Below are 25625 nucleotides of genomic sequence, written 5' to 3' on the forward strand. Positions count from 1 at the left end.
GTTATCGTCTCCGCTTCTGTTCCTTGGCCAGACGGCGCATGATCATGTTGCGCTTCAGGGAGGACAGATGATCGACGAACAGGATGCCATCAAGATGGTCGATTTCGTGCTGGATACAGGTGGCCAGCAGGCCGTCCGCATCCTGCTCGATGGTCTGGCCGTCCAGGTCACGATAGCGGACACGGATGGATTCCGGCCGGATGACCTCGGCATACTGGTTGGGGAGGGAGAGGCAGCCTTCCTCCCGCACGGCCAGGGTCTCGGTGGACTCGATGATCTCGGGATTGATGAGGACCATCGGTCGGCGGGGTTCATCCTCCCGGGCGACATCAACCAGCACGAAACGCTGGCTGAGCCCCACCTGCGGGGCGGCCAGACCGATACCGGGGGCCTTGTACATGGCGGAGAACATGCCCGGCAGGGCCTCACGGAGGGCCGTCATGTCTTCCGGGCGGACCTCATGGGCCACCTGGCTCAGCACGGGCTGGGGGGCAACAAGGATTGATGTCGGGGCGATGTCATCAAGCCGGTCGAGAAACTCTAAATTTTTCATGGCAGGCATGTTAGCGGCTGGCTGTGTGTAATGCCAGCCTGTTCTTTGATGCGGCAGGCCGGGGCATGGCGGGCCTTGCATCATGGTCTTTCCATCCTCATATCAGCGGGGACGGGCGATGCCTTGTGTAGGGTCGTTCGTCATCATTCACGTCTCGCTCCCTGAGGAGGCATTTTAGAGCCATGTCGTCTGGACGTCTTTTCACTTCCCCCATGTTTCTGGGGTTTGATCATCTGGAACAAATGCTTGAACGGGCATCAAAAACAGCATCGGATGGGTACCCGCCCTACAATATCGAACAGCTGAGCCGCACGGCACTCCGCATCACGCTGGCTGTTGCAGGTTTTGTCATGGATGATCTCCAGATCACCCAGGAAGACAACCAGCTCGTGATTCGTGGGCGGCAGGCGGATGACACGCAGGGGCGCGTTTTCCTGCACCGTGGGATTGCAGCACGGCAGTTTCACAAGGCCTTTGTTCTGGCAGAGGGAATCGAGATTGCTGGAGCCTGGCTGGATAATGGCCTGCTGCACATCGACCTTCATCGCCCGGAGCCGGAGGTGCGGGTGAAGCATATTGCCATCCAGCAGGGCAGTTCCGGGGGAGCCGTACGGGCCCCGGCATCACCAGCCCGTGATGTGGAGCTGGCCCGTGATCTTCCTCCTGTCGCAGAGGAGGAGCCTTTTGGCCGGGAATGATGAGAGGGGAGCCTCTGCCGACGCTGGGTTGGCAGGGGACATGCAGGTCCGGGCCCGTACCATGACGGGTGCGGAGCTGCGGGACTGGGGCATGAAGGAAGTTGCCTATTTCCGGACCATTATGCATGAAGGAGCCACGCTGGTGGCCATTCATGCAGCAGACGGTACCCCGGTCGGCATTGTCGAGGACGAGGACAGTGCCGTGGATGCCATTCTGGAGCAGGACATGGTGCCGACCTTCCTGCAATGAAGGGCCAGCCGTGGGGCTGTCCTTTTCTGACGGACGGAAGACTGGCTCATCGTTTGTTCTGTAAGCCGCAACGTGTCTGGCTCCAGCCAAACAGCAGCCATAGGGGAAGGACCATGACGACCATGCAGGCGAGGTCGAGGAGGTCACTGTGTCCGATGCCCCAGTAGAGGCCCAGCTGGTGGGAGGTACGGTCCGAGATCATGCAGCACGTGACGAAAAAGCAGGATTGTGAACCTTTGAACAGGATTTTCTTCATGGCCTCCCCAGTATCCGGAGTGGATATGGGCACATCCACTTTTCCTGACAGATACTGGCAGCTCATTATGGCAGGGGTGTGAAAGAATTTTCCCCCTTACAGGGAGAAATTCTCTCCCAGATAGACCCGGCGCACGTCCTCGTTGGCCACGATGGCTTCCGGTGTTCCTTCCATCAGGACACGGCCGCCATGAAGAATATAGGCCCGGTCGATGACCTCCAGCGTTTCACGCACGTTGTGGTCTGTGATGAGAACGCCGATGCCACGGTCCTTCAGATGGGAGACGAGGGCACGGATCTCACTGACGGCAATGGGGTCGATCCCGGCCAGTGGCTCATCCAGAAGGATGTAGTTTGGCTGGCTTGCCAGGGCGCGGGCGATCTCGAGACGGCGGCGTTCACCCCCCGAGAGAGCCAGGGCAGGAGAGTGGCGCAGACGGGTGATGCCGAATTCAGCCAGCAGGCCATCCAGCATGGCCTGCCGCCTGTCCCGGTCCTTCTCGACGGCTTCCAGAGCAACAAGGATGTTCTGCTCGACATTGAGCCCTCGGAAAATGCTGGCTTCCTGCGGCAGATAACCGACTCCCAGCCTGGCCCGCCGGTACATGGGCAGGGGGGTGATGTCGGCACCATCAAGCGTGATGCTGCCCATGTCTGTCTGCACCAGCCCGACAATCATGTAAAAGCTGGTCGTTTTTCCTGCACCATTCGGGCCAAGCAGCCCGACAGCCTCGCCACGCTGCACGTGGAGAGAGACATCATGGACGACGGTGCGCTTTTTGTAGCTTTTGCCGATACCCCGGGCAGCCAGGCCTGGTTTCCCCTGATTTTCCTGCATGGTCATTTGCCTGCCTCATTGGGGACGATCAGCCCCTGTACGGGATCGCTGGAGCCGGAGAGCATATGGGAGACGCCGGTCTTCATGTTCACGATGGCCTGCGAACCATTGTTCTGGTTCTGCCCCTGCGTGACACGGACATGGCCGATCAGCCGGGCCAGCTCCGGTCCGGCCAGATAGACGCCACGGTCTCCGGTAGCGGTCTGCCGGTCCGTACGGATGACCACATGGCCCCAGCCATAGGCCCGGTCCAGATTGCCACTCTTCGCTTTTTCCCCACCAGCAGCCTGGCTGGCCCTGTTGGCGGCTTTCTGGGCATCGGAAAGTTCCACAGCCTGCATGACATCAGCGGTGATGCGTTTGCCGTCACTGGTATTGACGGTCGCTTCTCCCCAGCCAATGGAGGTATGGGTCTGGGGGTGATATTCCACAAGGTCCCGAGCTGTCATGAGCTGACGGGGCGTAGTGAATTTCATGGCTTTGCCCGTCATCAGCAGGACGGCCCTGTCAACATCGTACAGCCCGTGATCGCCCCAGCCCTGATCTTCCAGATTGTAGATATGGACATGGCCGAAGGCCTCAACACGGTACAGTTCCATGTCGCTGCTGCCACCATTTTTCTGGCTCTCATCAGTACTGGATGTGCCTGCGGCCTGCTTTTTCGGGCGCAGATAACCGATGAGTGTATCGGCATCGACAGTCATGTCGCCCCGCTGGGCACGGGCACCTCCCGTCAGGGTAACGGTCTGGCGGTTATGGTCGTAGATCTCTTCTTTCTTCCAGAAAAGATGGACGACCTGCCCATGGGCCTGATCCCCGGGTGTCGGGTCGGCTGCCAGAGCAGTGGGAGAGGGGGCCAGGGCCTCGGCCAGAAGAAAACCGGCAGCGGCAAGAAAAGCATGAGGGCGGGAAAAAACAGGGAGACGCATCATGCTTCCTTTATGGGCTTTTCGGCGTTGCGGGAGAAGAGGGGGCGGGTGATAAATCCTCAAAATGATCCGTACGTCCGGCACCGAGGAACTGGAGAGTCCCTGTCTGCTGGTCCATGAAGGCGCCTTCTGCATCCTGCGTGCCGAAGGGCCCTTCGGCATGGACCCAGTCATGCGTGGCGATGACCTGCTGGGGCAGGTCAATATCGGCTGAAGGGCTGTTCAGCAGGACGCCGTCACTGCGGTAGACCACGACATGGCCGTTCAGTGTCAGCGTCTGTTCGTGCTGGAGATACATGCCGCTATCCGCCCGGGCATGGACCCACTGATGATTGTGCAGCAGGATGTCTGCCTCAGGCTCGGTCATGTCGATGCGGTCCGGCTCGCTCTGGCGGGCAATGCGGGATGTGATGGTATAGGGGCGGTCCTGCGAATCAAGATCGTGGTAGGCGGCATGTTCCATCATGCCGCTATCCGTATGGGCATGACGCATGCTGGCCAGAATGGCGCTGTTCTGGTGGATCAGATGATTGATTTCCGGCCATATGGCGACCGAGAACAGCAGGAACATCGCAAGACCGGGGAGACCCCATTTGGCCCGCTTCAGCAGCAGGCTCCGTCTGGCCATGGCTTCGGCTGAAGGGGGCGTGCGCCGTCTGGCCATGCTTTCCTGTCGCATGGCATCCAGCTGGCGGGTCTTTTCCAGACGGTCCGGGTCAAAATCTTCCCGGTTGGGCTGCGGTGCGTTCATGAGAGACCTGCCCGCAGGAGATCATGCAGATGAAGAATCCCGACAGGGCGACGCTCTTCATCCAGAATGAAAAGACTGTTCACCGGGACAGGGCGGTCATTCATGAGGTGCCGTATGTCCTGAGCCCGCATGTCTGCCGTGCCCGTCAGGGGCGTGCGGTTCATGATCTCCACGGCCGTGGTGTTGTCGAGATCACGGTCCAAAGCGGGGCGGAGGTCACCATCGCTGATGAGCCCGGCAAGGCGGCCTTCGTCATCCAGAATGCCGATGCAGCCGAAACTCTTGTGGGTGATTTCCAGAATCACGGCACGAAGGGACATGTTTTCATGGCCCAGTGGCATGTCCTGCCCTGTATGCATGAAATTGCTGACGGGGCGGAGCTGGGCACCCAGCGTCCCTGCCGGATGCAGGAGACCGAAATCATGCGCATTGAAGCCACGGCGTTCCAGCAGGGCGATGGCCAGCGCATCCCCCAGGGCCAGCTGGAGCAGGCAGGAGGTTGTCGGGGCCAGTCCCATCGGGCAGGCTTCCGGCGCGGCAGGGAGGATGAGGGGAATCTGCACCGACTGGGCCAGTGTCGATGAGGCCCGTGTCGTAAAGGCGATCTGCGTGAGATTCAGGCGGGCTGCATGAAGCAGGACTGGCGCCAGCTCGTTGGTCTCGCCGGAATTGGAGAGATAGAGGATGACATCATCGGCCTCTACCATGCCGAGATCCCCGTGGGCGGCTTCGGCAGGATGAAGGAACAGTGATGGTGTTCCCGTGGAGGCCAGGGTGGCGTTGATCTTGCGACCGATATGGCCGGATTTCCCCATCCCTGTCAGGATGAGGCGGCCTTTCATGGACAGTATGGCAGTGAGAGCGGCTTCAAACCCTTCCTGCATGGGGCCACGCAGGCACGCCTCGAGCTGCTCAAGCCCCTGACGTTCTGTCTGGAGGGCACGGCAGGCGGTCGAGAGGGAAGATGAGGTCATGGAGCAGCTATGTCAGGCACGATGGGCGAAAATGTCCGACACATCATAGCCCAGAAGATCCAGCTTTGCACGGGCAGGGAGGAAATCATAGCAGCTCTGCGCAAGATCACGCCGCCCTTCCCGGATGAGCATGGCTTCCAGCTTTTCCCAAAGGGCATGGAGATGCAGCACATCGGAGGCTGCATACTGGCGCTGCTCTTCTGTCAGGGTCGGGCTGCCCCAGTCGGAGCTCTGCTGCTGTTTGGACATCTCGACGCCCAGCAGCTCCCGGCTGAGATAGGCAAGGCCATGCCTGTCCGTGAAGGTATAGACAAGACGGGCGGCAATCTTCGTGCAGATGACGGAATTCAGCGTGATGCCGAGATAATGCTGGAGAACGGCCACGTCGAACCGGGCAAAATGCATCAGCTTGGTGACAGAACTGTCCTGAAGGAGCGCCTTGAGGTTGGGGCAGTGCCCGTAGCCACGCCCGCCCAGATGTTCCGGCACGAACTGTACGAGATGCGCCTGACCATCCCCGGCGGAAATCTGCACGAGGCAGAGGCGGTCCCGGTGGGGGTTGAGCCCCATGGTCTCGGTATCAATGGCGATGGAAGAGCCCAGCTCAAGATTGTCCGGGAGGTCGCCCTCATATAGATGAATGGCGTTACGCGGAGTGCTCATAGATTCACCGGATTTTCTGAGAGGGGACAATTCTGCCCTGCATGTCAGGGGAGAAAGCCTTGGTGCCCAGAAGAAGACTCGAACTTCCACGTCCTTGCGGACACAGGCACCTGAAGCCTGCGCGTCTACCAATTCCGCCATCTGGGCATAAAGCTGTAAGAGGAAGCTGTCTCCGTGAGGAAGCCGCCTCAGCTCTGTTGAAGATGCTTTTACGGCGCAGGAGGGGGGACGTCAATGAGGAAAATGCATCCTTTTGAAAAAAAACGAATGGAATGATGTTAGGCTGAACATAGGTCCGTTTCGGACTTATTTTGTAAAATGAAAATGACAATCATGCGCATTTTCAGGATGTTATGATGCTCATTAGGTAAGCGGTACTGTCTGGTCTTTTATGGTTGAGCTGTTTAGTGCTGGGGCGACAAGGACCATTCTGCGCTTCACGGTGCAGGCAAGACGGGGATTGATGTCATAATGGCTGAACAGATGCTGCGGTTCGTAAACTGCTCCCAGAAACTCCCGGACAAACGCTCGGCTGCCGAGAGACGGGGGGATTTTGGCGAGATTTACGCCGGGTTCAGCCCTCAGAGGGCGCAGGAGCAGGCGTCACGCTGTTCCCAGTGTGGGATTCCGTACTGCACGGTCCACTGCCCGCTGGGCAATGTCATTCCCGAATGGCTGCGCCTGACGACGGAAGGGCGGCTGAAGGAAGCCTATGAACTTTCCTCCAGCACCAACAGCTTTCCGGAAATCTGTGGCCGCATCTGTCCGCAGGACCGTCTCTGTGAAGGGAACTGCGTCATCCGTCCGGGTTTCAGCAGCGTGACCATCGGGGCCGTGGAGCGGTATGTTACCGAGACGGCCTTTGCGGAAGGCTGGGTCCTGCCCCGTCTGCCCGCCGAGGAAACGGGGCAGAGCGTGGGGATTGTCGGGTCCGGCCCGGCCGGTCTTGCCTGTGCCGAGCGTCTGCGGGCCGCAGGGCATGAGGTGCACGTCTATGAACGGCAGGAAAAACCCGGCGGGCTGCTGATGTACGGGATTCCGGGCTTCAAGCTGGACAAGAGCGTCGTGGAACGTCGTTGGAAGCTGCTGGAGAAACAGGGAATCATCTTCCACCTGGGGCAGTCCGTCGGGCATGGCGATGGTGCTCTGCCTCTGGAGGAACTGCGTCAGCGGCATGATGCCGTGTTTCTGGCCACGGGTGTGTATCGTGCCCGGCAGGTGAAGGGGCCGGGGGCCGGTCTGGCCAACGTGGTGGAGGCCCTTCCTTACCTCAAGGCCTCCCAGACGGAGCATGAGACTGCTGGCCTGACAGCGAAAGGCAAACGTGTCGTGGTGCTGGGGGGCGGTGATACCGCCATGGACTGCGTCCGCACGGCCATCCGGCAGGGGGCGAAGGAAGTGGTCTGCGCCTATCGTCGGGACCGTGACAACATGCCCGGCTCCCGTCAGGAGGTTCTCAATGCGGAGGAAGAAGGAGCCCGCTTTGAGTGGATGCTGACACCGGAGGCCTTCCTTGGCGATGACAGGGTGAAGGCCGTCCGCCTGCGGGAGATGCGCCTCGGGGCAGCTGATGCGGCGGGCCGCCGGGCCGTGGAGCCGACGGAATCGACTCGTGAACTGAAAGCCGATCTGGTCATCTGTGCGCTGGGGTTCGAGCCGGAAGACCTGCCGGACCTCTGGAACCGGCCCGACCTCGCCGTGACACGGTGGGGCACGCTGGAGGTCTCCGGCAGCGGGCATGAAACCAGCCTGCCGGGTGTCTTTGCCGGTGGGGACATCGTCCGGGGGGCGAGCCTCGTCGTCTGGGCCATCCGGGACGGGCGGGACGCCGCCGATTCCATCATGAACCATCTGTCTGCCGGGGCTGCCCGGACCGCAACATCTGTCGGGGAGTGTGCCTGATGACCACCATGAACGAAACCACGACCATGACATCCGCTCCGGAAACGGCACGGGACTTCGTGAAGGCCTATCAGGCCAATGTTGAACGGCTGGAAGGGCTGTATGACCCGGCGCAGGAGCATGATGCCTGTGGTGTGGGGCTTGTGGCGGCGATGGATGGCAGGCCCAGCCGTGCCGTGGTGCAGGCGGGCATCGAGGCCCTGGGCAACATCTGGCACCGTGGTGCCGTCGATGCTGATGGCAAGACGGGGGACGGGGCTGGCATCCATGTGGAAATCCCGCAGAATTTCTTTGAGGATGCCATCCATAATGCGGGTGACCTGCGGATCGAGGGACGCATCTCCGTCGGGATGGTCTTCCTGCCCCGCACGGACCTGGGAGCGCAGGAACGCTGCCGCCAGATCATCGAGACGGAAATCCTGCGGTTCGGCTACGGCATCTATGGCTGGCGTCAGGTGCCGATTGATACGGCCTGCATTGGCGAGAAGGCCAACGAGACCCGCCCCGAGATTGAGCAGATCATGATCCGCAACACGCTGGGGCGTGATGAGGAAACGCTGGAACGGGACCTCTATGTCATCCGTCGTCGGATCGAGCAGGAGGCGACACGGGCACAGGTGGAGCTGTACATCTGCTCCCTGTCCTGCCGCTCCCTCATCTACAAGGGCATGTTTCTGGCGGAAAACCTGACGGATTTTTACCCGGACCTGCTGGATGAGCGGTTTGTCTCCCGTTTTGCCATCTATCACCAGCGTTATTCCACCAACACCTTCCCGAAATGGAAGCTTGCCCAGCCTTTCCGCAAGATCGCCCATAACGGGGAGATCAACACGCTCTCCGGCAACGTCAACTGGATGCGGGCGCATGAGACACGGCTGAGCAGCCCGGTGCTGGATGACTACATGGAGGCCCTCAAGCCGGTCGTGCAGGTGGCGGGGTCCGACACGGCCGCTCTGGACAATGTCTTCGAGCTTCTGACCTTCGCTGGACGGACGGCACCATCGGCCAAGGCCCTGTTGATCCCGGCAGCGGCGGGGGCGAATTCTTCCCTGTCCGCCCGGGCCAAGGCATTCTACCGCTACTGCAATGCCGTCATCGAGCCGTGGGACGGTCCGGCGGCCCTGTGCGGGACGGATGGCCGCTGGATCATCGCCGGTCTGGACAGGGCCGGTCTGCGGCCGCTGCGCTACAGCATCACGAAGGACGGGCTGCTGATCGTCGGGTCCGAGACGGGCATGGTGCGTGTGCCAGATGAGGCCATCGCCCTGCGTGGGCGGCTCGGGCCGGGGCAGACCCTTGCGCTGGACCTTGATGAAGCCCGTTTCTACACGCCGGATGACGTGCTGGACATGCTTATCAACCGGCAGGATTATGAGAGCTGGATCAGGGACGGCATCGAGGATGTCGGGCCGCTGATGGCTCGGGTGACGGAACCGGACGGCATTGATGCGGAGATGCTGCGCCGTCGCCAGCTGGCCGTCAACCTGACCTATGAGGACATGGAGGCCACGCTCCAGCCGATGGTGGAGAATGGCAGCGAGGCTCTGGCCTCCATGGGGGATGACACGCCGCTTCAGGTGCTGTCCCGGCATTATCGGGGGCTGTCCCACTATTTCCGGCAGGGATTCAGCCAGGTGACGAATCCGCCGATCGACAGCCTGCGGGAAACACGGGCCATGAGCCTGGTGACGAGGCTGGGCAATCTGGGCAACATCCTTGCCGAGGAAGCGGGCCAGTGCCAGCTTCTCCAGCTTTCCAGCCCCATCCTGACGAATGGCGAATTCAGCCGTCTTCAGGAGATGTGCGGCAGGCAGGGTGAGGTTATCGACTGTACCTTCCCGCTGGCCGAGGGCGAGGACGGGATGCGGGCGGCCCTGACGCAGACATGCCAGAAGGCCGAGGATGCCGTGCGGGGTGGCTGTGCCCATCTCTTTCTGACCGATGAACACGCCACGGAGGACCGTGTGGCGGTTCCCATGGTGCTGGCCGTGGCGGCCGTGCATGTCCATCTCACCAATCACAGCCTGCGGACCTTCACCTCCGTGAATGTCCGGGCCTCCGATGTGCTGGACGTGCACAGCCTCGCCGTGATGGTCGGAGTGGGGGCCTCCACGGTCAATCCGTGGCTGGCCCAGCAGAGCATTGCCGATCGTCTCCAGCGGGGGCTGTTCGGAAAGATGACCCTGCGGCAGGCCATGGAGCAGTACCGCAAGGCCGTGGACAAGGGGCTGCTCAAGATCATGTCCAAGGCGGGGATTTCGGTCGTCTCGGCCTATCGTGGCGGGTACAATTTCGAGGCGATCGGCCTCTCCCGTGCGCTTGTGGCCGAGTTCTTCCCCGGCATGGCGTCCCGCATTTCGGGCATCGGCCTGCCCGGTATCGCCCGGAACGTCATCAAGGCGCACAGGCAGGCATGGCAGCCCGCCAACGTGTCTCCGCTGCCCATCGGGGGGCGGTACAAGATCCGCCCGGGTGGGGAGGCGCACTCCTTTTCGGCCAGTGCGGTCCACATGCTTCAGACGGCGGTGCAGGCCAACAGCTACAGGCTCTTCCGCCGTTATGCGGACGCTCTGGAGGCGCAGGAGCCGGTCGCCCTGCGTGATCTGCTGGATTTCCGTTCCAGCGCACGGTCCATTGACGTGGATGACGTGGAAGGCATCACCCAGATCCGCCGCAGGCTGGTTGCCCCGGGCATCTCCCTCGGTGCGCTGAGTCCGGAAGCGCATGAGACGCTGGCCATCGCCATGAACCGCATCGGGGCGAAGTCCGATTCCGGCGAGGGAGGCGAGGACCCGGCCCGGGCCACACCACGGCCCAACGGGGACAATGCGTCCTCGGCCATCAAACAGGTGGCGTCCGGCCGCTTCGGCGTGACGGCGGAATATCTCAACAATTGCCGGGAGCTGGAGATCAAGGTCGCACAGGGGGCCAAGCCGGGTGAGGGGGGCCAGCTTCCGGGCTTCAAGGTCACGGAGCTGATCGCCCGTCTCCGTCATGCCACGCCGGGCGTCACGCTGATCTCGCCGCCGCCGCATCATGACATCTATTCCATCGAGGACCTTGCCCAGCTGATCTACGACCTCAAGCAGATTAACCCGGAGGCGACCGTGACGGTGAAGCTCGTGGCCCGGACGGGCATCGGGACCATCGCCGCCGGTGTGGCCAAGGCCAAGGCTGATGCCATCCTGATCTCCGGCCATTCCGGTGGGACGGGGGCCAGTGCCCAGTCTTCCATCTATTATGCCGGCCTGCCGTGGGAAATGGGGCTGAGCGAGACCCATCAGGTGCTGATGCTCAACCGTCTGCGTCATCGGCTGAAGCTGCGCGTTGATGGTGGAATCAAGACCGGGCGTGACGTGGTGATCGCCGCTATGCTGGGGGCCGAGGAGTTCGGCATCGGTACGGCGGCTCTTGTGGCGATGGGCTGCATCATGGTGCGGCAGTGCCATACCAATACCTGCCCTGTCGGTGTCTGCGTGCAGGATGAGGAGCTGCGGAAGAAGTTCGAGGGCACGCCGGAGAAGGTCATCAACCTGTTCACGCTGATCGCCGAGGATGTCCGCAACATTCTGGCCCGTCTGGGATACCGCTCTCTTGAGGAGATCATCGGCCGGACGGACCTGCTCCATCAGGTCTATCGTGGCTCGGATTATCTGGATGATCTGGACCTCAACGCCCTGCTGGTGCAGGCGGATACGGGCGGCTTTGCCCGTCACTGCACGCTGGAGGGCCGCAATGAGGTCCCGGACACGCTGGATGCACAGATCATCGCCGATGCGCAGCCGCTGTTCGAGCGGCGGGAGAAGCTGCATCTGCACTATATCGTCCGCAACACGCATCGTGCGGTGGGGACGAGGCTGTCATCCCTCATCACCCGTCGCTTCGGCATGGCCAGCCTGCCGGAAGGGCATCTGACGCTCTCCCTGCGTGGGTCTGCCGGTCAGTCCCTTGGGGCCTTCGCCGTACAGGGGCTGCGCATCGAGGTGGAAGGTGATGCCAACGATTATGTCGGCAAGGGCCTCTCCGGGGCCACTCTGGTGCTGCGGCCCAGCAGTGCGACACCCTGCGCCACGGAGAAGAATTCCATCATCGGCAACACGGTGCTTTATGGTGCGACGGCGGGAGCACTCTTTGCCGCCGGGCAGGCCGGAGAACGGTTCGCCGTGCGGAACTCCGGTGCCGTGGCCGTGGTGGAAGGCTGTGGCTCCAATGGCTGCGAATACATGACAGGCGGTACGGTCGTTGTTCTGGGCAAGGCCGGGGACAATTTCGGGGCAGGCTTCACGGGTGGTACGGCCTATGTGCTGGACCGTGATGGCGACTTCCCGAAACGGGTGAATCACGACACGGTCATGTGCCAGCCCGTGACGGCCAGACGGTGGAAAGATGAGCTGCGGGGCCTCGTGGAGCGGCACGAGCGTGAGACGGGCAGTGCCTATGCGGCGGATCTTCTTCACCACTGGGAGGAGGTTCTGCCGAAATTCTGGCATGTCGTGCCGAAGGATTATGCCCGCATCATCGGGTATGAGGAGGCCGATCTCAGAAGCCTGTCAGCCTGACAGGGGCCACCCGGGCAGGGCTGCGGGGCTGGAGGATGGACCGTGACAGAAAAGAGAGTTTTCACAGCCCCCTCGCTTGGCTAGTCTGCAGGGATGATGACATCATTTCTCAAGACACGCTCCTTTGCCCGTCTGCCGGAAGGCAGGCAGGTTTCCGCCCCGGAAGGTGAGGCGGCTGCGCCCGTGGCCGCCCCCCGCTGGGACCTTTCCGACCTCTATGCCTCCCCGGAGGACCCGGCCATTGAGTCGGATTTCGTCCGGCTGGACCATGAGGCCCGGACATTTGAAAGCCGCTGGAAGGGTACGCTGGGCAAGGCCTCTCCGGCCGATCTGGCCCATGCCCTCCAGGGCTATGAGGTGATCGAGGAAGGGCTGGGGAAGATCGGTTCCTATTCCCAGCTTCTCTTTGCAGCCCACACGACCGACCCTGCCTGTGGCCGTTTCGCCCAGAGCGTGCGGGAACGTCTGACCGCCATTTCAGCTTTCCTGCTGTTCTTCCCGCTGGAGCTGAACCGGCTGGATGATGCAGCCCTTGAGAAAGGCTTCAGCGAGAATGCGGAGCTGGCCTCATGGAAGCCTTATCTGCGGGACCTGCGGGTCTTCCGCCCCTATCAGCTTTCCGATGAGGTTGAGCGTGTTCTGATGGACATGGCCGTCTCTGGCCGGAATGCGTGGGTGCGGCTGTTTGACGAGACCATGGCCGGGCTGATGGTCTCCTTCGAGGGGAAAGAGCAGCCGCTGGGCGACGTGTTCAATTACATGACGGACAGCGACCGGAAAAAGCGGGAAGGGGCGGCCAGGGCCATCAGTGCCACGCTGGCAGCCAACAACAAGCTGCTGGTGGGCATCACCAACACGCTGGCCAAGGACAAGGCCACGATTGATACCATGCGGGGTTACCCCCGGCCTGTCAGCAGTCGCAACCGGGCGAACATGGTGGAAGACGAGGTGGTGGATGCGCTGGTGGATGCCGTGCAGTCGTCCTTCTCCCGTCTCTCCCACCGTTATTACGGCATGAAGGCCCGCTGGCTGGGGCTGGACAAGCTGGAACACTGGGACCGCAATGCCCCGCTGCCCGACGTGCAGGACAGGCGGCTGAGCTGGGATGAGGGCAAGGCGATCGTCCAGCGTGCCTATCAGGATTTTGATGAGGAGATGGGCCGCCATGCCAGCACGTTCCTCAACAGCCCGTGGATCGATGCGGCAGCCGTACCGGGCAAGTCTTCCGGGGCGTTTGCCCATCCGGTCGTGCCCTCCGTGCATCCTTACCTGCTGATGAACTATCATGGCCGTCCCCGTGACGTCATGACGCTGGCCCATGAGATGGGGCACGGCATCCATCAGATGCTGGCCGGGAAGAAGCAGGGCTATCTCCGTTCCGACACGCCGCTGACGCTGGCCGAGACGGCCTCCGTCTTCGGGGAGATGCTGACCTTCCAGTCCCTGCTGGATGCGGAGAGTGATCCGAAGCGCCGTCATCATCTGCTGGCCTCCAAGGTGGAGGACATGCTGAACACGGTCGTGCGGCAGATCGCCTTCTACCAGTTCGAGGTGCAGGTGCATGATGAACGCCGCAGGGGAGAAATCCCTGCCGAGCGTCTTGGTGAAATCTGGCGGGACGTGCAGACACGCAGCCTTGGCCCGGCCTTCAGCTTCACCCCGGATTATGACCTCTACTGGTCATACATTCCGCATTTCATCCACTCGCCCTTCTACGTGTACGCCTATGCCTTTGGCGACTGTCTGGTGAATGCGCTTTATGGCGTGTATCAGGACAGCCCGGCAGGCTTTGCGGAAAAATACAAGGAGATGCTTGCCGCCGGTGGCACGTTGCGCCATCAGGAGCTGCTCGCACCGTTCGAGCTGAATGCCGGTGATCCGTCCTTCTGGAACCGTGGTCTGGATGTCATTTCCGGGCTGATCGACCAGCTTGAGGCTGAACCGGCTGCATGAGGATGAAAGCCGGCCTGCACGCCATGCAGGCTGGCACACTGCCTGACAGGGCAACAGGTAAGGGTTGAGATCATGGCACGTGAACGTGACATCGACAGGACGGGCTTTGTCGATAACATGCAGCGCATGTTCCGGGCCTCCAGCATGGTGGGGGGTGTTGCGGCCCGCATGGCCGGGCACAAGCTGGGCCTGCGGAGCAACACGACCAGCCATGCGGAGGAGCTGCGGGCCGTTCTGGGCAACCTGAAAGGCCCGATGATGAAGGCTGCCCAGCTTCTCTCGACCATTCCCGGTGCCCTGCCTGATGACTATGCCGAGGAGCTGGCCCATCTCCAGGCCAATGCGCCGCCAATGGGATGGAACTTCGTCCAGCGGCGGATGAGGGCCGAGCTGGGGGCGGGGTGGGAATCCCGCTTCCGGTCTTTCAGCCATGAGGCCGTGGCGGCGGCGTCACTGGGGCAGGTGCATCGTGCGGCTCTGGCCGACGGGCGGGAGGTGGCCTGCAAGCTGCAATATCCCGGCATGGCGGGAGCCATGGAGCAGGACCTCCGGCAGCTGAAGCGGGGTCTGGGCGTGTTCAGCCTCGTGGGCAATGCCATCCGGCAGGATGAGGTCTATGCCGAACTGGCCGAACGGATGCGGGAAGAGCTGGACTACACACGGGAGGCCAGCCACCTGCGGCTCTACAGGCTCATGCTGGCGGATGTGCCGGAAGTTACCGTGCCTGCCCCCGTACCCGGGCTGGTCACGGAACGGCTGCTGACGATGGACTGGGTGGGGGGCCGCTCCATGAAGTCCGTGCTGGAGGAACAGCTCCCGCAGGAAGAGCGCAACGCCATTGCAATTGCGCTGTTCAAGGCCTGGTACAGGCCCGTCTATCATTATGGTGTCGTGCATGGTGACCCGCATATGGGCAATTTCACCGTGCGGCAGGATGGTGGGCTGAACCTGCTGGATTTCGGTTCCGTACGCATTTTCTCGCCCCGGTTTGTCGGTGGTGTCCTGTCTCTCTTCGATGCCCTGCGGGATGGCGATGAGGAACGGGCCTACGAGGCCTATCATGACTGGGGCTTCAGGGACATTTCACGGGAGCGGGCTGCCGTGCTCAATGAGTGGGCACGCTTCTTCTATCGTCCTCTCATGACGGATGAAATCTGCAATGTGGAAGAGAGCAACAACCCGCAGGAGGCCCGCCGGGTGCTGGAGCATGTCTATGACGGGCTGAAGCGCACGGGCGGCATCACTCTGCCACGGGAATTCGTCATGCTGGACCGCTCGGCCATCGGGCTGGGTAGTGCCTTCCTGCGGCTGGGAGCACGGGTGAACTGGCACCGGCTCTTCATGGAGCTGACGCAGGATTTCAATGTGGATGTTCTGGCGGCCCGGCAGAAGGATGCCCTGCGGAAGGCGCAGGTCCAGCCCGCCAGATGAAGGAAAGGCCGGACGGGTGAGCATACCGGTCCGGCCTTGCCTGTCAGGATGGGCAGAGAACTGTCAGCGGAAGAATTTGCTCAGCAGGTTGCCGCCGATTTCCTGGATCACGTCCTGCTGGAGGGCCTTGCCGAAGCTGGCGAAGCCGCTGCCCTGTTCACCGGAGCTTTCGCCCCCGTTTTTCTCGCCGAGATGGCTCACCAGACCGGCCAGCTGGCCGACGAGGTCTCCGGCATGGCCCTGGCCATTCTGGAAGATGGAGGAAATCTGCTGGAGGCTCGCAGCCCATTCCCCGGCCTGTGCGTCGCCATTCTGCGAGGCGTCCTGCATCTGGCCGATCAGCCGGTCAATCAGCTGGAAGGCCTGCTGCGCCGTGTTGCGGAACTGCGTGTAGCTCTGCTCGATCTGTTCGATATCCATAAGGTTCTGACCTTTTTGTGGAAGTGGAGCCTCATTGGGCAGTGAAGAGGCGGTGTGATGGTAAACGACCCTGTAAAAACTGCCAGTCTTTTTATGAGGAATGAACAGCCGGAAACGGGTGGCTCCATTTATTCCGTCAGAGGCATCTTGTGGTGGCAGGAACATGCTCCCATCTAGGGGCCATGGCAGTTTCTTCGTCGTCCCGCAAAAAGAAAAAACCGGTCACGCCCCGTCAGACGGATTTTTTCCCTGAAAAACAGCCCGCCAAACCGAAGACCAACCGGTTTGTCGTCAAATCGGATTACGAACCCTCCGGGGACCAGCCGCAGGCGATTGCCGCCCTGCTGGACGGGTTGCAGGCCGGGGAGCGGGATCAGGTGCTGATGGGTGTGACAGGGTCGGGCAAGACCTTCACCATGGCCAAGGTGATCGAGGCGGCGCAGCGGCCCACGCTCATCATGGCTCCCAACAAGACCTTGGCGGCCCAGCTCTATAGTGAGATGAAACAGTTCTTCCCCGACAATGCGGTGGAATATTTCGTTTCCTACTATGATTACTATCAGCCGGAAGCCTATGTGCCCCGCTCGGATACCTTCATCGAGAAGGACAGCCAGCGCAACGAGCGCATAGACCGGATGCGCCATGCTGCCACGCAGGCCCTGCTGGAAAGGAACGATGTCATCATCGTGGCCTCCGTGTCCTGCATTTATGGTATCGGCTCGCCCGAATCCTATGCCCGCATGAAAATCCGCCTCGTGCCGGGGGAGATCATCGATCGGGACGACCTGATCCGCCATCTGGTGGAGCTGCAATACCAGCGGAATGATCTGGCCTTCGAGCGTGGGTCATTCCGGGTGCGGGGGGAGCAGGTGGACATTTTCCCCATCCAGAACGAGGACAGGGCGTGGCGTGTCATGCTCTTCGGGGATGAGGTGGAAAGCATCACCGAATTCGACCCGCTGACGGGGGAGAAGACGGCTGATCTGGAAGAGGTCAGCCTCTATGCCAGCTCCCATTATGTGACGCCCCGCCCAACGCTCAATCAGGCGATGGTCAGCATCAAGGATGAACTGCAGGACCGCATCCAGTATTTCAGGGACAAGGGAAAGCCGCTGGAGGAAGAACGCATCCTTCAACGGACCAATTTTGATCTGGAAATGCTGGAAACGACAGGCGTCTGCAAGGGAATTGAGAACTACTCCCGCTATCTTTCAGGTCGCCGTCCCGGTGATCCGCCGCCAACCCTCTTTGAATATCTGCCGGAAGATGCCCTGCTGATCGTGGATGAAAGTCATGTCGGCGTGCCCCAGATTGGCGGGATGGAACGGGGGGACCGTGCCCGCAAGGAAACGCTGGCAGATTTCGGGTTCCGTCTTCCCTCCTGTCTGGATAACCGGCCCCTGTCTTTTTCGGAGTGGGATGCCTTCCGGCCGCAGAGCATCTTCGTGTCCGCCACGCCGGGGCCGTGGGAGATGGAACAGACGGAAGGCGTGTTTGCCGAGCAGATCATCCGTCCGACCGGCCTGACAGACCCCATCACCATCATCCGACCCGTGGAAGGGCAGGTGGACGACCTGCTGCATGAGGCCAGGGCGACCATTGCCGAGAATGGCCGTGTCCTCGTCACGACCCTGACCAAGCGCATGGCTGAGGACCTGACGGAATATCTTTCCGAACATGGCGTGAAGGTGCGGTATCTCCATTCCGACATTGATACGCTGGAGCGCATGGAGATCATCCGGGACCTGCGGCTGGGGGCCTTTGATGTTCTTGTGGGCATCAACCTGCTGCGGGAAGGGCTGGATATTCCCGAATGTGCCCTTGTGGCGATTCTCGATGCAGACAAGGAAGGCTTCCTGCGGTCCCGCACCTCTCTTGTGCAGACGATCGGCCGTGCGGCCCGTAACGTGAATGGCCGTGTCCTGCTCTATGCGGACAAGGAGACGGACAGCCTGCGTTACGCCATCGAGGAAACGGCCCGCCGCCGGGAAAAGCAGATGGCCTGGAACGAGGCGCACGGCATCACGCCGCAGACGGTCCGCAGCCGCATCAGCGACACGCTCTTTCAGGAAGAGCTGGCGGGCAAGGAAGCCCCGCCGGAGTCTGATCCACAGCTCACCATTGACGATCTGCGCAAGAAAATGCGTGAAGCAGCAGCTGAGCTGGACTTTGAACAGGCCGCCGCCCTGCGGGACGAGATTCACCGGCGGGAGGCCAGCGACATTGGCCTCATTGCTCCGGCCCCGGCAGCTTCGCAGGCCAGACAACGCAAGACGACCAGACGGAAAAAGAAGGACTGACCATGCTGGAACTCAAGAGAGACGGGCAGAGCCTGACCATCCTGCCGGAGACGGGGGCTGCCCTTGGCCAGTGGCAGGTGCAGGGGCATGACATGCTCCGTCCGGTCGCCAATCCGGCCCTGCGGAACCAGAAGGGCGTGGCCGTGGGGGCCTATCCTCTGCTGCCCTATGTCAACAGGATTGCAGACGGCCATTTTGCCTTCGGGGGAGAGGAGCACAGGCTTGTCCCCAACATGGAGGGCTGCCCGCATCCCATCCATGGCAATGGCTGGGAGCATGAATGGCAGGTGGCGCACAGAACGGACAGTCACGCCATCCTGACTTTCGATCACACGCCTTCTGATGATGAAGCCGGTCGGGGGGAATGGCCCTATGCCTATCGGGCCGTCATGTCCTACGAGCTGCGGGCGGACGGGCTGCATGTCTCCATCGTGATCCGGAACAGCGATACGGTCGATCAGCCGGTCGGTCTGGGGTTCCATCCTTTCTTCCATTCGGAGGCCAAATCCCGCCTGAAATTCGCAGCGGACTCGGTCTGGCTGACGGACGGTCACGGCCTGCCGACCGAAAAAAAATCCTGCGAAGGTGAGTGGGATTTTTCGACAGGGCAGGCCCTTGAGGAGCTGAAGCTGGATAACGGGTTTGCCGGGTTTGCCGGTCAGGCCCGGCTGGAGCAGCCCGGGGGTCTGCCAGACCTGACGGTGGAAGCGGACCGGATTTTCTCGCATCTGGTGGTCTTCTCCCAGCCGGAGGAGGGCTATGTGGCCATCGAGCCGGTCACGAGCATGACGGATGCCCTCAACAGGCCGGAGATCGCCGGGCGTGGCGTGCATGTGCTGGCACCGGGGCAGAGCCTTGGTGGCATGATCCGCTTCCGTGCTGATGTCTCACGTCGTCCGGCGGAAGGCTGACGCCGCATGGCCGCCGAGAAGATTGCCCTGCACCGTTATCTTTCCCCACAGGGTGCGGCCCGGATGCGGGCTGAGCTGAAAGAGCTGACCCAGAAGGAGCGGCCGCAGGTCGTGGAGGTCGTCTCATGGGCGGCGAGTAATGGCGACCGTTCGGAGAATGCGGACTACCAGTATGGCAAACGCCGCCTGCGGGAGATCGACCGGCGCATCCGGTTCCTGACGAAACGGCTGGATCAGGCCGTGATTGTGGACCCGGCAGCCCAGACCAACCGGAACCGTGTCTTCTTCGGGGCCACCGTCTGCTATGCGGATGAGGAGGACCGTCATTATACCGTGACGATCCTTGGCGTGGATGAGTCCCGGCTGGAGCATGGGGAGGTCAGCCTGCAGGCTCCGGTGGCCCGTGCTCTCATGAAAGCTGCCGTGCATGACGAGGTCACCATGCAGACACCATCCGGCCCTGTCCTTGTGGAAGTGCTGTCCATCGCCTATCCAGACCCGGCCTGATATGGTGGGGGCCTGAAAGAAACCGTTCGGTCCTGAACTGCTTTTGCGGAGTTATTCTTATGGTCCAGTCCTCTTCCTCCCGGCGGCGTGTTGCCGTGCAGATGGACCCGCTGGAAGACATCAACATCGATGGTGATTCCACCTTTGCCCTGATGCTGGAAGCCCAGCGTCGTGGGCACGAGCTGCATGTCTATCACCCCACCACCCTGTCCCTGCTGGAAGGAAAGGGCACGGCAGGCCGTCTTCAGGCCCGGAGCCGCAGGGTGACCGTACAGCGGAAGAAAGGCGATCATGCTGCCTTTGGCCCGGAGGAGGTTCTGGACATCGGCTCATGTGATGTCGTGCTCATGCGGCAGGACCCGCCTTTCGACATGGGCTACATCACGGCCACCCACATGCTGGAGCATGTTCATGGCACGGGCGAGGGGCAGGCCCTCGTGGTGAATGATCCGGTATCCGTACGCAATGCACCGGAGAAGCTGCTGGTCACGCATTTTCCCCAGCTCATGCCGCCAACGCTGGTGACGTGGGACCGGGAGGCGATTGCCGCTTTCCGGCAGAAGCACAGGGACATCATCCTGAAGCCGCTTTATGGCAATGGTGGAGCGGGCATCTTCCGGGTGAAGGAGGATGACGAGAATTTCTCCTCCCTGCTGGAGATGCACTTCTCCCGCTCCCGTGAACCGCTGATGGTGCAGCGTTATGAGCCTGCCGTGCGGCTGGGGGACAAGCGCATCATCCTTGTGGATGGCGAGCCGATCGGGGCAATCAACCGTGTTCCTGCGCAGGGTGATGCCCGGTCCAACATGCATGTCGGCGGCCGTGCCGAACGTGTGGAACTGACGGACCGTGACAGGGAAATCTGCCGGACCATCGGCCCGTACCTGAAGGAACATGGCCTCATTTTCACGGGGATTGACGTGATCGGGAACTGGCTGACGGAGATCAACGTCACCTCCCCGACGGGCCTTCAGGAACTGGACCGTTTTGATGGCATCAACAGTGCCGGGATGATCTGGGACTGCATCGAGGCCCGTCTTTCCTGAAAGGAAACATGGAAGCGGCCTGGCCCTATGGTCAGGCCTTTCACCTGTTTGGTGTCTGGTCCGTTTTCCGTGTTACGGTCTCGTGGGGAGGCTCTTCTGGTGATGTGGAGCCGTCCTCTGCCCTGGCATCTTTTTCAGGGTCGGAAGGATAGAGATTGTCCCGGAATGGAATGGGTACGCCATCAGAGAAATATCCATTTTCCACCTTCAGGTCCCTGGATGGTCTGTCCCGGCTGAACCTGTTGATGAGCCATGGAAACAGTCTTTCATGGTAATAGACGACATAAAGGGCCACCCAGAAAAACAGGCAGAGAAGGGCCAATATGAGATCGAGATGCTTCATCGTGTGATCCAGTCATGAGTTCTGGTTCTGTTCTGGACAGGTAGACCAAATTTTTTCGCATAATATCGTCAGAATACCTTGTCAGCCAAGGGCGTTGGGGGGCAAGAAAGGGGCGGACTGATCGGTATCAGTAGCGATAATGCTCCCCGCTTTGTTGGGGGCAGACAGTTGAGGCTGCATTTTCATGGTGTCTTCCCTTAAACCCCGTTCTTCCCTCGATGCTGACAGCGTACGTGATGCCTATCGCCGTTGGGCCCGCATGTACGACAAGGTTTTTGGCGGTGTATCTGCTTTCGGGCGACGGCGGGCCGTGGCGGCTGTCAATGCGCTTCCGGGCACGCGTGTGCTGGAGGTGGGAGTTGGAACCGGGCTGGCCCTTCCTTCCTACAGGTCCGACAAACGCATTACAGGAATCGACCTCTCGGAAGACATGCTGGCCCTTGCCCGGGAGCGTGTGAAGAGGGAAGGTCTCCGTAATGTTGATGAACTTATGGTGATGGACGCCGAACATACCACCTTTGCCGATAACAGCTTTGATATTGCCGTCGGCATGTTCGTGGCCTCTGTCGTGCCTCATCCGGACCTGCTTCTGGCAGAGTTGAAGAGGGTGGTGAAACCGGGGGGACACATCCTTTTTGTCAACCATTTCCTTGCCCGTGGGGGCCTTCGGCTGAAGGTGGAGAAGGTCATGGCCCGGGCCTCCCGTGCGCTGGGCTGGCATCCTGATTTTGCCATTGAATCCCTGCTTCCACCGGAGGATATGGCCCGGGCGACCATCGTGCCCGTCCCTCCGGCGGGTCTGTTCACCCTCGTGACATTGCCGCCTGAGAAGACTAAGTAGGGGAAATCCATCTGCCTTCGAGCAAGGCAGATGTTTCATGGTGGCAACAGGCTGGCGGAATAGAGTGACTTCAAGGCCGTTATTTCAGACAGTATCTTCATCCCGTCATGGGAGAAGCGGTGGGGCGTTTTTTCTGCTGGCGTTGTTTGCTGGCATGTTGGGGGGCGCCATGGGGTTGCCTTTCCTGCATGTGCATCCGTCTCCTGGTGTCGTTGTGTCCCATGCCGTGCTGATGACATTTTATGTTGTATGCCCGGCTTTTCTGGGCGGGATGGCCCGCTGGTTCCTGCCGGACCTGCTGAAAGGCGAGGGCATGGCTCTGCCGTTTGCGGTCCGTACCGGTTTTGGCGTGCTGGCTGTAGGTGCCTTTCTGTTGCCGGTCATGCCGTTTGTCGGGCTGGCTCTCTGGAGCATTGGCGTGCTGGCGCTGGCTTTCAATGTGCTGGCCACGGTTCTGGAGATGCGGTCCATCCCCTTCCGTGATTGTCCGCCGCTGGTCTGGGCGTTTCTGGCCAATGCTCTGTCTGTGCTCATCATCGCTCCCGTTCTGCTGGCTTTTCTGCTGCGGAGTGGTCTGGCTGGTGCCGGGCCTGAAGCCCTTCTGACGGTTCTGCGTGGCAGTGTGGAAATGACCCTGCTGAGCGTGCCTTCGCTTGGCATCATCATGGCTGCTCTTCTGCCCGGGCAGAAGGAGCAGGGGTGGGTACCCCGCTGTGCTCCCCATGCGTTTGGCGTCATGGGTGTGGTGCCTGTTCTGCTCTGGGCTGACCATCTCTTCGGCGGGCTTCCGTCATCGGTTTACAGCGCTGGATTAAGCATCGGGCTGGGGGTTCCCTGTCTGGTTCTTCTCGTAGCCTTTGCCGGGGATAGATGGCGTACTGCCCTGCCATCGGGGCCAGTGGCGGCCTGGGCTTCCGGTGGGCTTGTATTGCTGCTCGCTGGCTGGGCCGCCATGCTGACCGAACCAGTCTGGGGCATACAGGGGGTGCCGCCGGGGGCCTTCGTTCTGGGGGCGGCAGGGCATCAGCTTGTGATGTTCGGCAGCCTTCTTGCTCTCAGTGCAGCTTTCTATGGCTGGTGCGGGGCCAGACTGGCACGGTGGGGGCGATCTTTCTCCATTTTTGGCATGATTCATGCTTTCATCACGTTTGTCGGGGCGCTCTGTTCCATTCTGCCGCAGCTGGTCGTGCCTGCCGTGCTGTTGATGGGCTGCAGCCTGCTCATGTTCGCCCTGTCTGCCGGAATGGTCTGGTATGGCCTGCTGGTAGAGCGGACCCAGGGGACAATGGGGCTTTTTCCTGAAGAGTAAGGTGTTTTTCCATGCAGGCATCATCCGGTCTTTCGGCCTCTCCACTGGCCCGTTTTCTGGGGGCGCTGCGTGTCGAGGGACATGCTGGTGATACGGCTCTGCAAGATTGGGTGGCGCTGCTCAAACCACGGGTGATTTCACTTGTGGTCTTCACCGGGTTGGCGGGCATGGCCGTAGCGCCGAAATGGCCGTCCGTACCTGTCGGGCTGGTCATCATTGCCTGCATTTGTGTTGGGGCCGGTGCGGCGGGTGCCATCAACATGTGGTATGATCGTGACATTGATGCGATCATGAAGCGAACCCGCGTTCGTCCTGTTCCCGGAGGGCGGGTCGAACCAACGAGTGCGTTGGTTTATGCGGTTGTGCTGTCGGTAGCCTCCGTTGTGCTGCTCTGGTTGGCGACCAACCTGCTGGCGGCAGGGATTCTGGCTTTTTCCATCTTTTTTTATGGTGTGATCTACACCATGTGGCTCAAGCGCAGCACGCCGCAGAACATCGTGATTGGCGGTGCAGCCGGAGCTTTTCCCCCCATGATCGGTTGGGCAGCGACGATGGGATCGCTGGACGTGCTGCCGGTGGTGATGTTCGCCATCGTCTTTCTGTGGACGCCTCCGCATTTCTGGTCGCTCTCCCTTTATGCGTGCAAGGATTACGAGAGTGCGGGCATCCCCATGCTGCCAGTCGTGAAGGGCGCACGCCATACACGCTGGCAGATCGTCATCTACACTTTCATTCTGGGCGCCGTGTCTCTCGTGCCGAGCGTGGTCGGGCAGTGTGGCTGGTTCTACACGGTCTGTGCCAGCCTGCTGGACCTCGGTTTCATCTATTACGGCCTGCGGGTCCTGTTTGACAGACAGGATGAGAAGGGGAACAGCCTGACGAAAGATAAACCGGCCCGTCATGCGTTTCGCTATTCACTGGCCTATCTGTTCTTCCTCTTCTGTGGCCTTCTGATTGACAGGGTTCTTCTGGCATGAGCGATCATAACACTCCTTCCCGCCGCCAGGGCCGTCTCTTCGGCATCGTTCTCGGGCTTTCCTTTTTCACGCTGGCCCTGTTCGTGGTGGCTTTGTACCGACTGTGACGTCTTCTCGTAGATGGGAAAGAAAACCCCGCCTGCCTGTCCATGAAAGGTTCAGGCAAGCGGGGTTTTTTCATTCAGGTGAGGGCGGCTGAGAGGCAGGGTGGCTGCCTCTCGCCCAGGGGAGTGGTCACCCGGCCTGCTGGATGGCGGAGAGGATCCAGTTGCCCCGGCCATCGGCACGGAGGAAGGTCCAGAGTTCCGTGATGGTCTGGCGTTCGGTTTTGCTGCCGTCCAGAACATTGCCCATGCTGTCGGTCGTGACATCAATGGCGGAATATTGCAGGGCCACGGTGGCGTAGGTGATTGTGCCTTCCCGCCAGGCTTCGGCAAGGTCACCCCGCAGGAACTGGATATCAGAGACGATGTTGCGGGCACCACGGCTTGTCAGCTCGGAAAGCTGGTTGTTGAAGTAACTGACCATTTCAGGCGTCGCCATGCGCTGGAGGGACATCATGTCCTGTGCGCTCCAGGCAGCCTGTACGTTTATCAGCAACTGCTGGAAGGTGCTGTAATCATCAGGCGTCAGGGTCACGCCCTGCGAAGGAGCCTGCTGCGGCTGGCTGGTGAAGGGGGAGGAAGCGCCACCGGCTGCACCAAACAGGCCAGAGCCACCTGCATTGCTGGACATGGTGTTGTTGGAAGACCGTTTCCGCCAGAGTTTGATGAGGAAATTGATGATGAAGGCAACGACCAGCACCTGAATGAGGAAGCCGAAGAAGGACCCGCCGCCCCCGCTGAAACCGCTGAAGAAGCCATGCCCGCTCAGCATTCCGAACAGCCCGGCCCCAAGGAAGCCACCAGCCAGCCCGGTCAGAAAGGGGTGCCGCATGGCAAAGGGTGGTCGCATGCTGTTGCCGAAGTTTGGCCGACTGAAGCCGCTCTCCGGTGCCGGAGAGGCATAGGACGGCGTGCGGGGCGTCATGCTGCGGTCCATGGGCCGGGTCCAGTTGGGGGTGAGGCTGGTGCGGGGCGGGGGGCTATAGGTGCGGGAGCCCCGGCTGCCCAGGGAAGACCCCATGCCAGCTCTGGCATCGGCAGCCGGAGCAAGGGCAAAGAGTGGCAGGCACAGGGCTGCCGCTGCGAGGGGGAAAAGACGAATACGCATAAT

At 61.1% G+C, this 25625-nt stretch carries 23 protein-coding genes and 1 tRNA gene; 13 read left to right on the forward strand and 11 right to left on the reverse strand.

The features are described from left to right. Position 1: 1 nt before the first annotated feature. Positions 2–553 (reverse strand): peptide deformylase, encoded by a 552-nt coding sequence (gene def / locus DTJ15_RS02625; protein WP_052349200.1) that lies wholly within the window; start codon positions 551–553, stop codon positions 2–4. Positions 554–765: 212 nt separating this feature from the next. On the opposite strand from def, the gene DTJ15_RS02630 reads away from it, so the two are divergent. Continuing rightward, positions 766–1251, forward strand: coding sequence for an Hsp20 family protein (locus DTJ15_RS02630; protein ID WP_249109612.1), 486 nt, complete (start codon positions 766–768; stop codon positions 1249–1251). Then, the gene (locus DTJ15_RS02635) at positions 1238–1501 is read left to right on the forward strand and encodes a DUF1150 family protein (protein WP_249109330.1); all 264 of its coding nucleotides are present in this window, start codon (positions 1238–1240) and stop codon (positions 1499–1501) included. The genes DTJ15_RS02630 and DTJ15_RS02635 overlap by 14 nt, the downstream gene beginning before the upstream one ends. Before the next feature lie 46 nt (positions 1502–1547). Here the strand turns inward: DTJ15_RS02635 and DTJ15_RS02640 are convergent, their stop codons facing one another. The 7 genes from DTJ15_RS02640 to DTJ15_RS02670 form a co-directional block, all read right to left on the reverse strand. Next, the gene (locus DTJ15_RS02640) at positions 1548–1790 is read right to left on the reverse strand and encodes a hypothetical protein (protein WP_249109331.1); all 243 of its coding nucleotides are present in this window, start codon (positions 1788–1790) and stop codon (positions 1548–1550) included. A gap of 63 nt (positions 1791–1853) precedes the next feature. Continuing rightward, a complete protein-coding gene (gene lptB, locus DTJ15_RS02645; protein ID WP_043560625.1) occupies positions 1854–2600 on the reverse strand; it encodes an LPS export ABC transporter ATP-binding protein in 747 nt (248 codons plus the stop codon). Next, positions 2597–3526, reverse strand: coding sequence for an LptA/OstA family protein (locus DTJ15_RS02650; protein WP_248630411.1), 930 nt, complete (start codon positions 3524–3526; stop codon positions 2597–2599). The genes lptB and DTJ15_RS02650 overlap by 4 nt, the downstream gene beginning before the upstream one ends. Before the next feature lie 7 nt (positions 3527–3533). After that, complete coding sequence (lptC, locus tag DTJ15_RS02655) at positions 3534–4274, reverse strand: LPS export ABC transporter periplasmic protein LptC (protein ID WP_249109332.1); 741 nt, start codon at positions 4272–4274, stop codon at positions 3534–3536. Then, complete coding sequence (locus DTJ15_RS02660; protein ID WP_043560609.1) at positions 4271–5248, reverse strand: SIS domain-containing protein; 978 nt, start codon at positions 5246–5248, stop codon at positions 4271–4273. Before DTJ15_RS02660 ends, lptC begins: the two co-directional genes overlap by 4 nt. 12 nt (positions 5249–5260) lie before the next feature. Beyond that, positions 5261–5911 carry a ribonuclease D gene (locus DTJ15_RS02665; protein ID WP_043560607.1) on the reverse strand — a complete coding sequence of 217 codons (651 nt, stop codon included), beginning with the start codon at positions 5909–5911 and terminating at the stop codon, positions 5261–5263. Between the two features lie 60 nt (positions 5912–5971). Beyond that, positions 5972–6058, reverse strand: a tRNA-Leu gene (locus DTJ15_RS02670). A gap of 324 nt (positions 6059–6382) precedes the next feature. On the opposite strand from DTJ15_RS02670, the gene DTJ15_RS02675 reads away from it, so the two are divergent. The 4 genes from DTJ15_RS02675 to DTJ15_RS02690 all read left to right on the forward strand — a co-directional run bounded on the left by DTJ15_RS02675 (position 6383) and on the right by DTJ15_RS02690 (position 15756). Then, positions 6383–7813 (forward strand): NAD(P)-dependent oxidoreductase, encoded by a 1431-nt coding sequence (locus DTJ15_RS02675; protein WP_249109333.1) that lies wholly within the window; start codon positions 6383–6385, stop codon positions 7811–7813. Then, positions 7813–12372: a glutamate synthase large subunit gene (gene gltB / locus DTJ15_RS02680; protein ID WP_408902165.1), complete on the forward strand. Its 4560-nt coding sequence runs from the start codon at positions 7813–7815 to the stop codon at positions 12370–12372. Before DTJ15_RS02675 ends, gltB begins: the two co-directional genes overlap by 1 nt. A 93-nt stretch (positions 12373–12465) precedes the next feature. Next, complete coding sequence (locus tag DTJ15_RS02685; RefSeq protein WP_249109334.1) at positions 12466–14325, forward strand: M3 family oligoendopeptidase; 1860 nt, start codon at positions 12466–12468, stop codon at positions 14323–14325. Positions 14326–14397: 72 nt separating this feature from the next. After that, positions 14398–15756, forward strand: coding sequence for an AarF/ABC1/UbiB kinase family protein (locus DTJ15_RS02690; RefSeq protein ID WP_043560600.1), 1359 nt, complete (start codon positions 14398–14400; stop codon positions 15754–15756). 63 nt (positions 15757–15819) lie between these two features. On the opposite strand, the gene DTJ15_RS02695 is transcribed toward DTJ15_RS02690, so the two are convergent. After that, positions 15820–16176, reverse strand: a complete 357-nt coding sequence (locus DTJ15_RS02695; RefSeq protein WP_154981585.1) for a hypothetical protein — start codon at positions 16174–16176, stop codon at positions 15820–15822. Between the two features lie 182 nt (positions 16177–16358). Here DTJ15_RS02695 and uvrB point away from each other — a divergent pair, with 182 nt between their 5' ends. The 4 genes from uvrB to gshB are packed head-to-tail and all read left to right on the forward strand — an operon-like array spanning position 16359 to position 20940. Continuing rightward, the gene (gene uvrB / locus DTJ15_RS02700) at positions 16359–18476 is read left to right on the forward strand and encodes an excinuclease ABC subunit UvrB (RefSeq protein ID WP_249109335.1); all 2118 of its coding nucleotides are present in this window, start codon (positions 16359–16361) and stop codon (positions 18474–18476) included. Positions 18477–18478: 2 nt separating this feature from the next. Then, the gene (locus tag DTJ15_RS02705) at positions 18479–19387 is read left to right on the forward strand and encodes an aldose 1-epimerase (protein ID WP_043560595.1); all 909 of its coding nucleotides are present in this window, start codon (positions 18479–18481) and stop codon (positions 19385–19387) included. Between the two features lie 6 nt (positions 19388–19393). After that, on the forward strand, positions 19394–19894 hold the full coding sequence (greB, locus tag DTJ15_RS02710; protein ID WP_043560592.1) for a transcription elongation factor GreB: 501 nt from the start codon (positions 19394–19396) through the stop codon (positions 19892–19894). 59 nt (positions 19895–19953) lie between these two features. Next, on the forward strand, positions 19954–20940 hold the full coding sequence (gene gshB / locus DTJ15_RS02715) for a glutathione synthase (protein ID WP_081563030.1): 987 nt from the start codon (positions 19954–19956) through the stop codon (positions 20938–20940). Positions 20941–20980: 40 nt separating this feature from the next. Here gshB and DTJ15_RS02720 read toward each other — a convergent pair whose 3' ends face one another. Continuing rightward, positions 20981–21283, reverse strand: a complete 303-nt coding sequence (locus DTJ15_RS02720; protein WP_249079438.1) for a hypothetical protein — start codon at positions 21281–21283, stop codon at positions 20981–20983. Between the two features lie 184 nt (positions 21284–21467). On the opposite strand from DTJ15_RS02720, the gene DTJ15_RS02725 reads away from it, so the two are divergent. The 3 genes from DTJ15_RS02725 (at position 21468) to DTJ15_RS02735 (ending at position 24410) form a co-directional block, all read left to right on the forward strand. Next, on the forward strand, positions 21468–22124 hold the full coding sequence (locus tag DTJ15_RS02725) for a class I SAM-dependent methyltransferase (RefSeq protein WP_103765432.1): 657 nt from the start codon (positions 21468–21470) through the stop codon (positions 22122–22124). Positions 22125–22293: 169 nt separating this feature from the next. Further along, on the forward strand, positions 22294–23433 hold the full coding sequence (locus tag DTJ15_RS02730; protein WP_249109336.1) for a hypothetical protein: 1140 nt from the start codon (positions 22294–22296) through the stop codon (positions 23431–23433). 11 nt (positions 23434–23444) lie between these two features. Continuing rightward, positions 23445–24410, forward strand: coding sequence for a heme o synthase (locus DTJ15_RS02735; RefSeq protein ID WP_043560582.1), 966 nt, complete (start codon positions 23445–23447; stop codon positions 24408–24410). Between the two features lie 234 nt (positions 24411–24644). On the opposite strand, the gene DTJ15_RS02740 is transcribed toward DTJ15_RS02735, so the two are convergent. Beyond that, positions 24645–25622 carry a TIM44-like domain-containing protein gene (locus tag DTJ15_RS02740; protein ID WP_043560579.1) on the reverse strand — a complete coding sequence of 326 codons (978 nt, stop codon included), beginning with the start codon at positions 25620–25622 and terminating at the stop codon, positions 24645–24647. Between the last annotated feature and the right edge of the window lie 3 nt (positions 25623–25625).

This window comes from Parasaccharibacter sp. TMW 2.1891, assembly GCF_023337675.1.
GTDB classification, from domain to species: Bacteria; Pseudomonadota; Alphaproteobacteria; order Acetobacterales; family Acetobacteraceae; genus Bombella; species Bombella apis.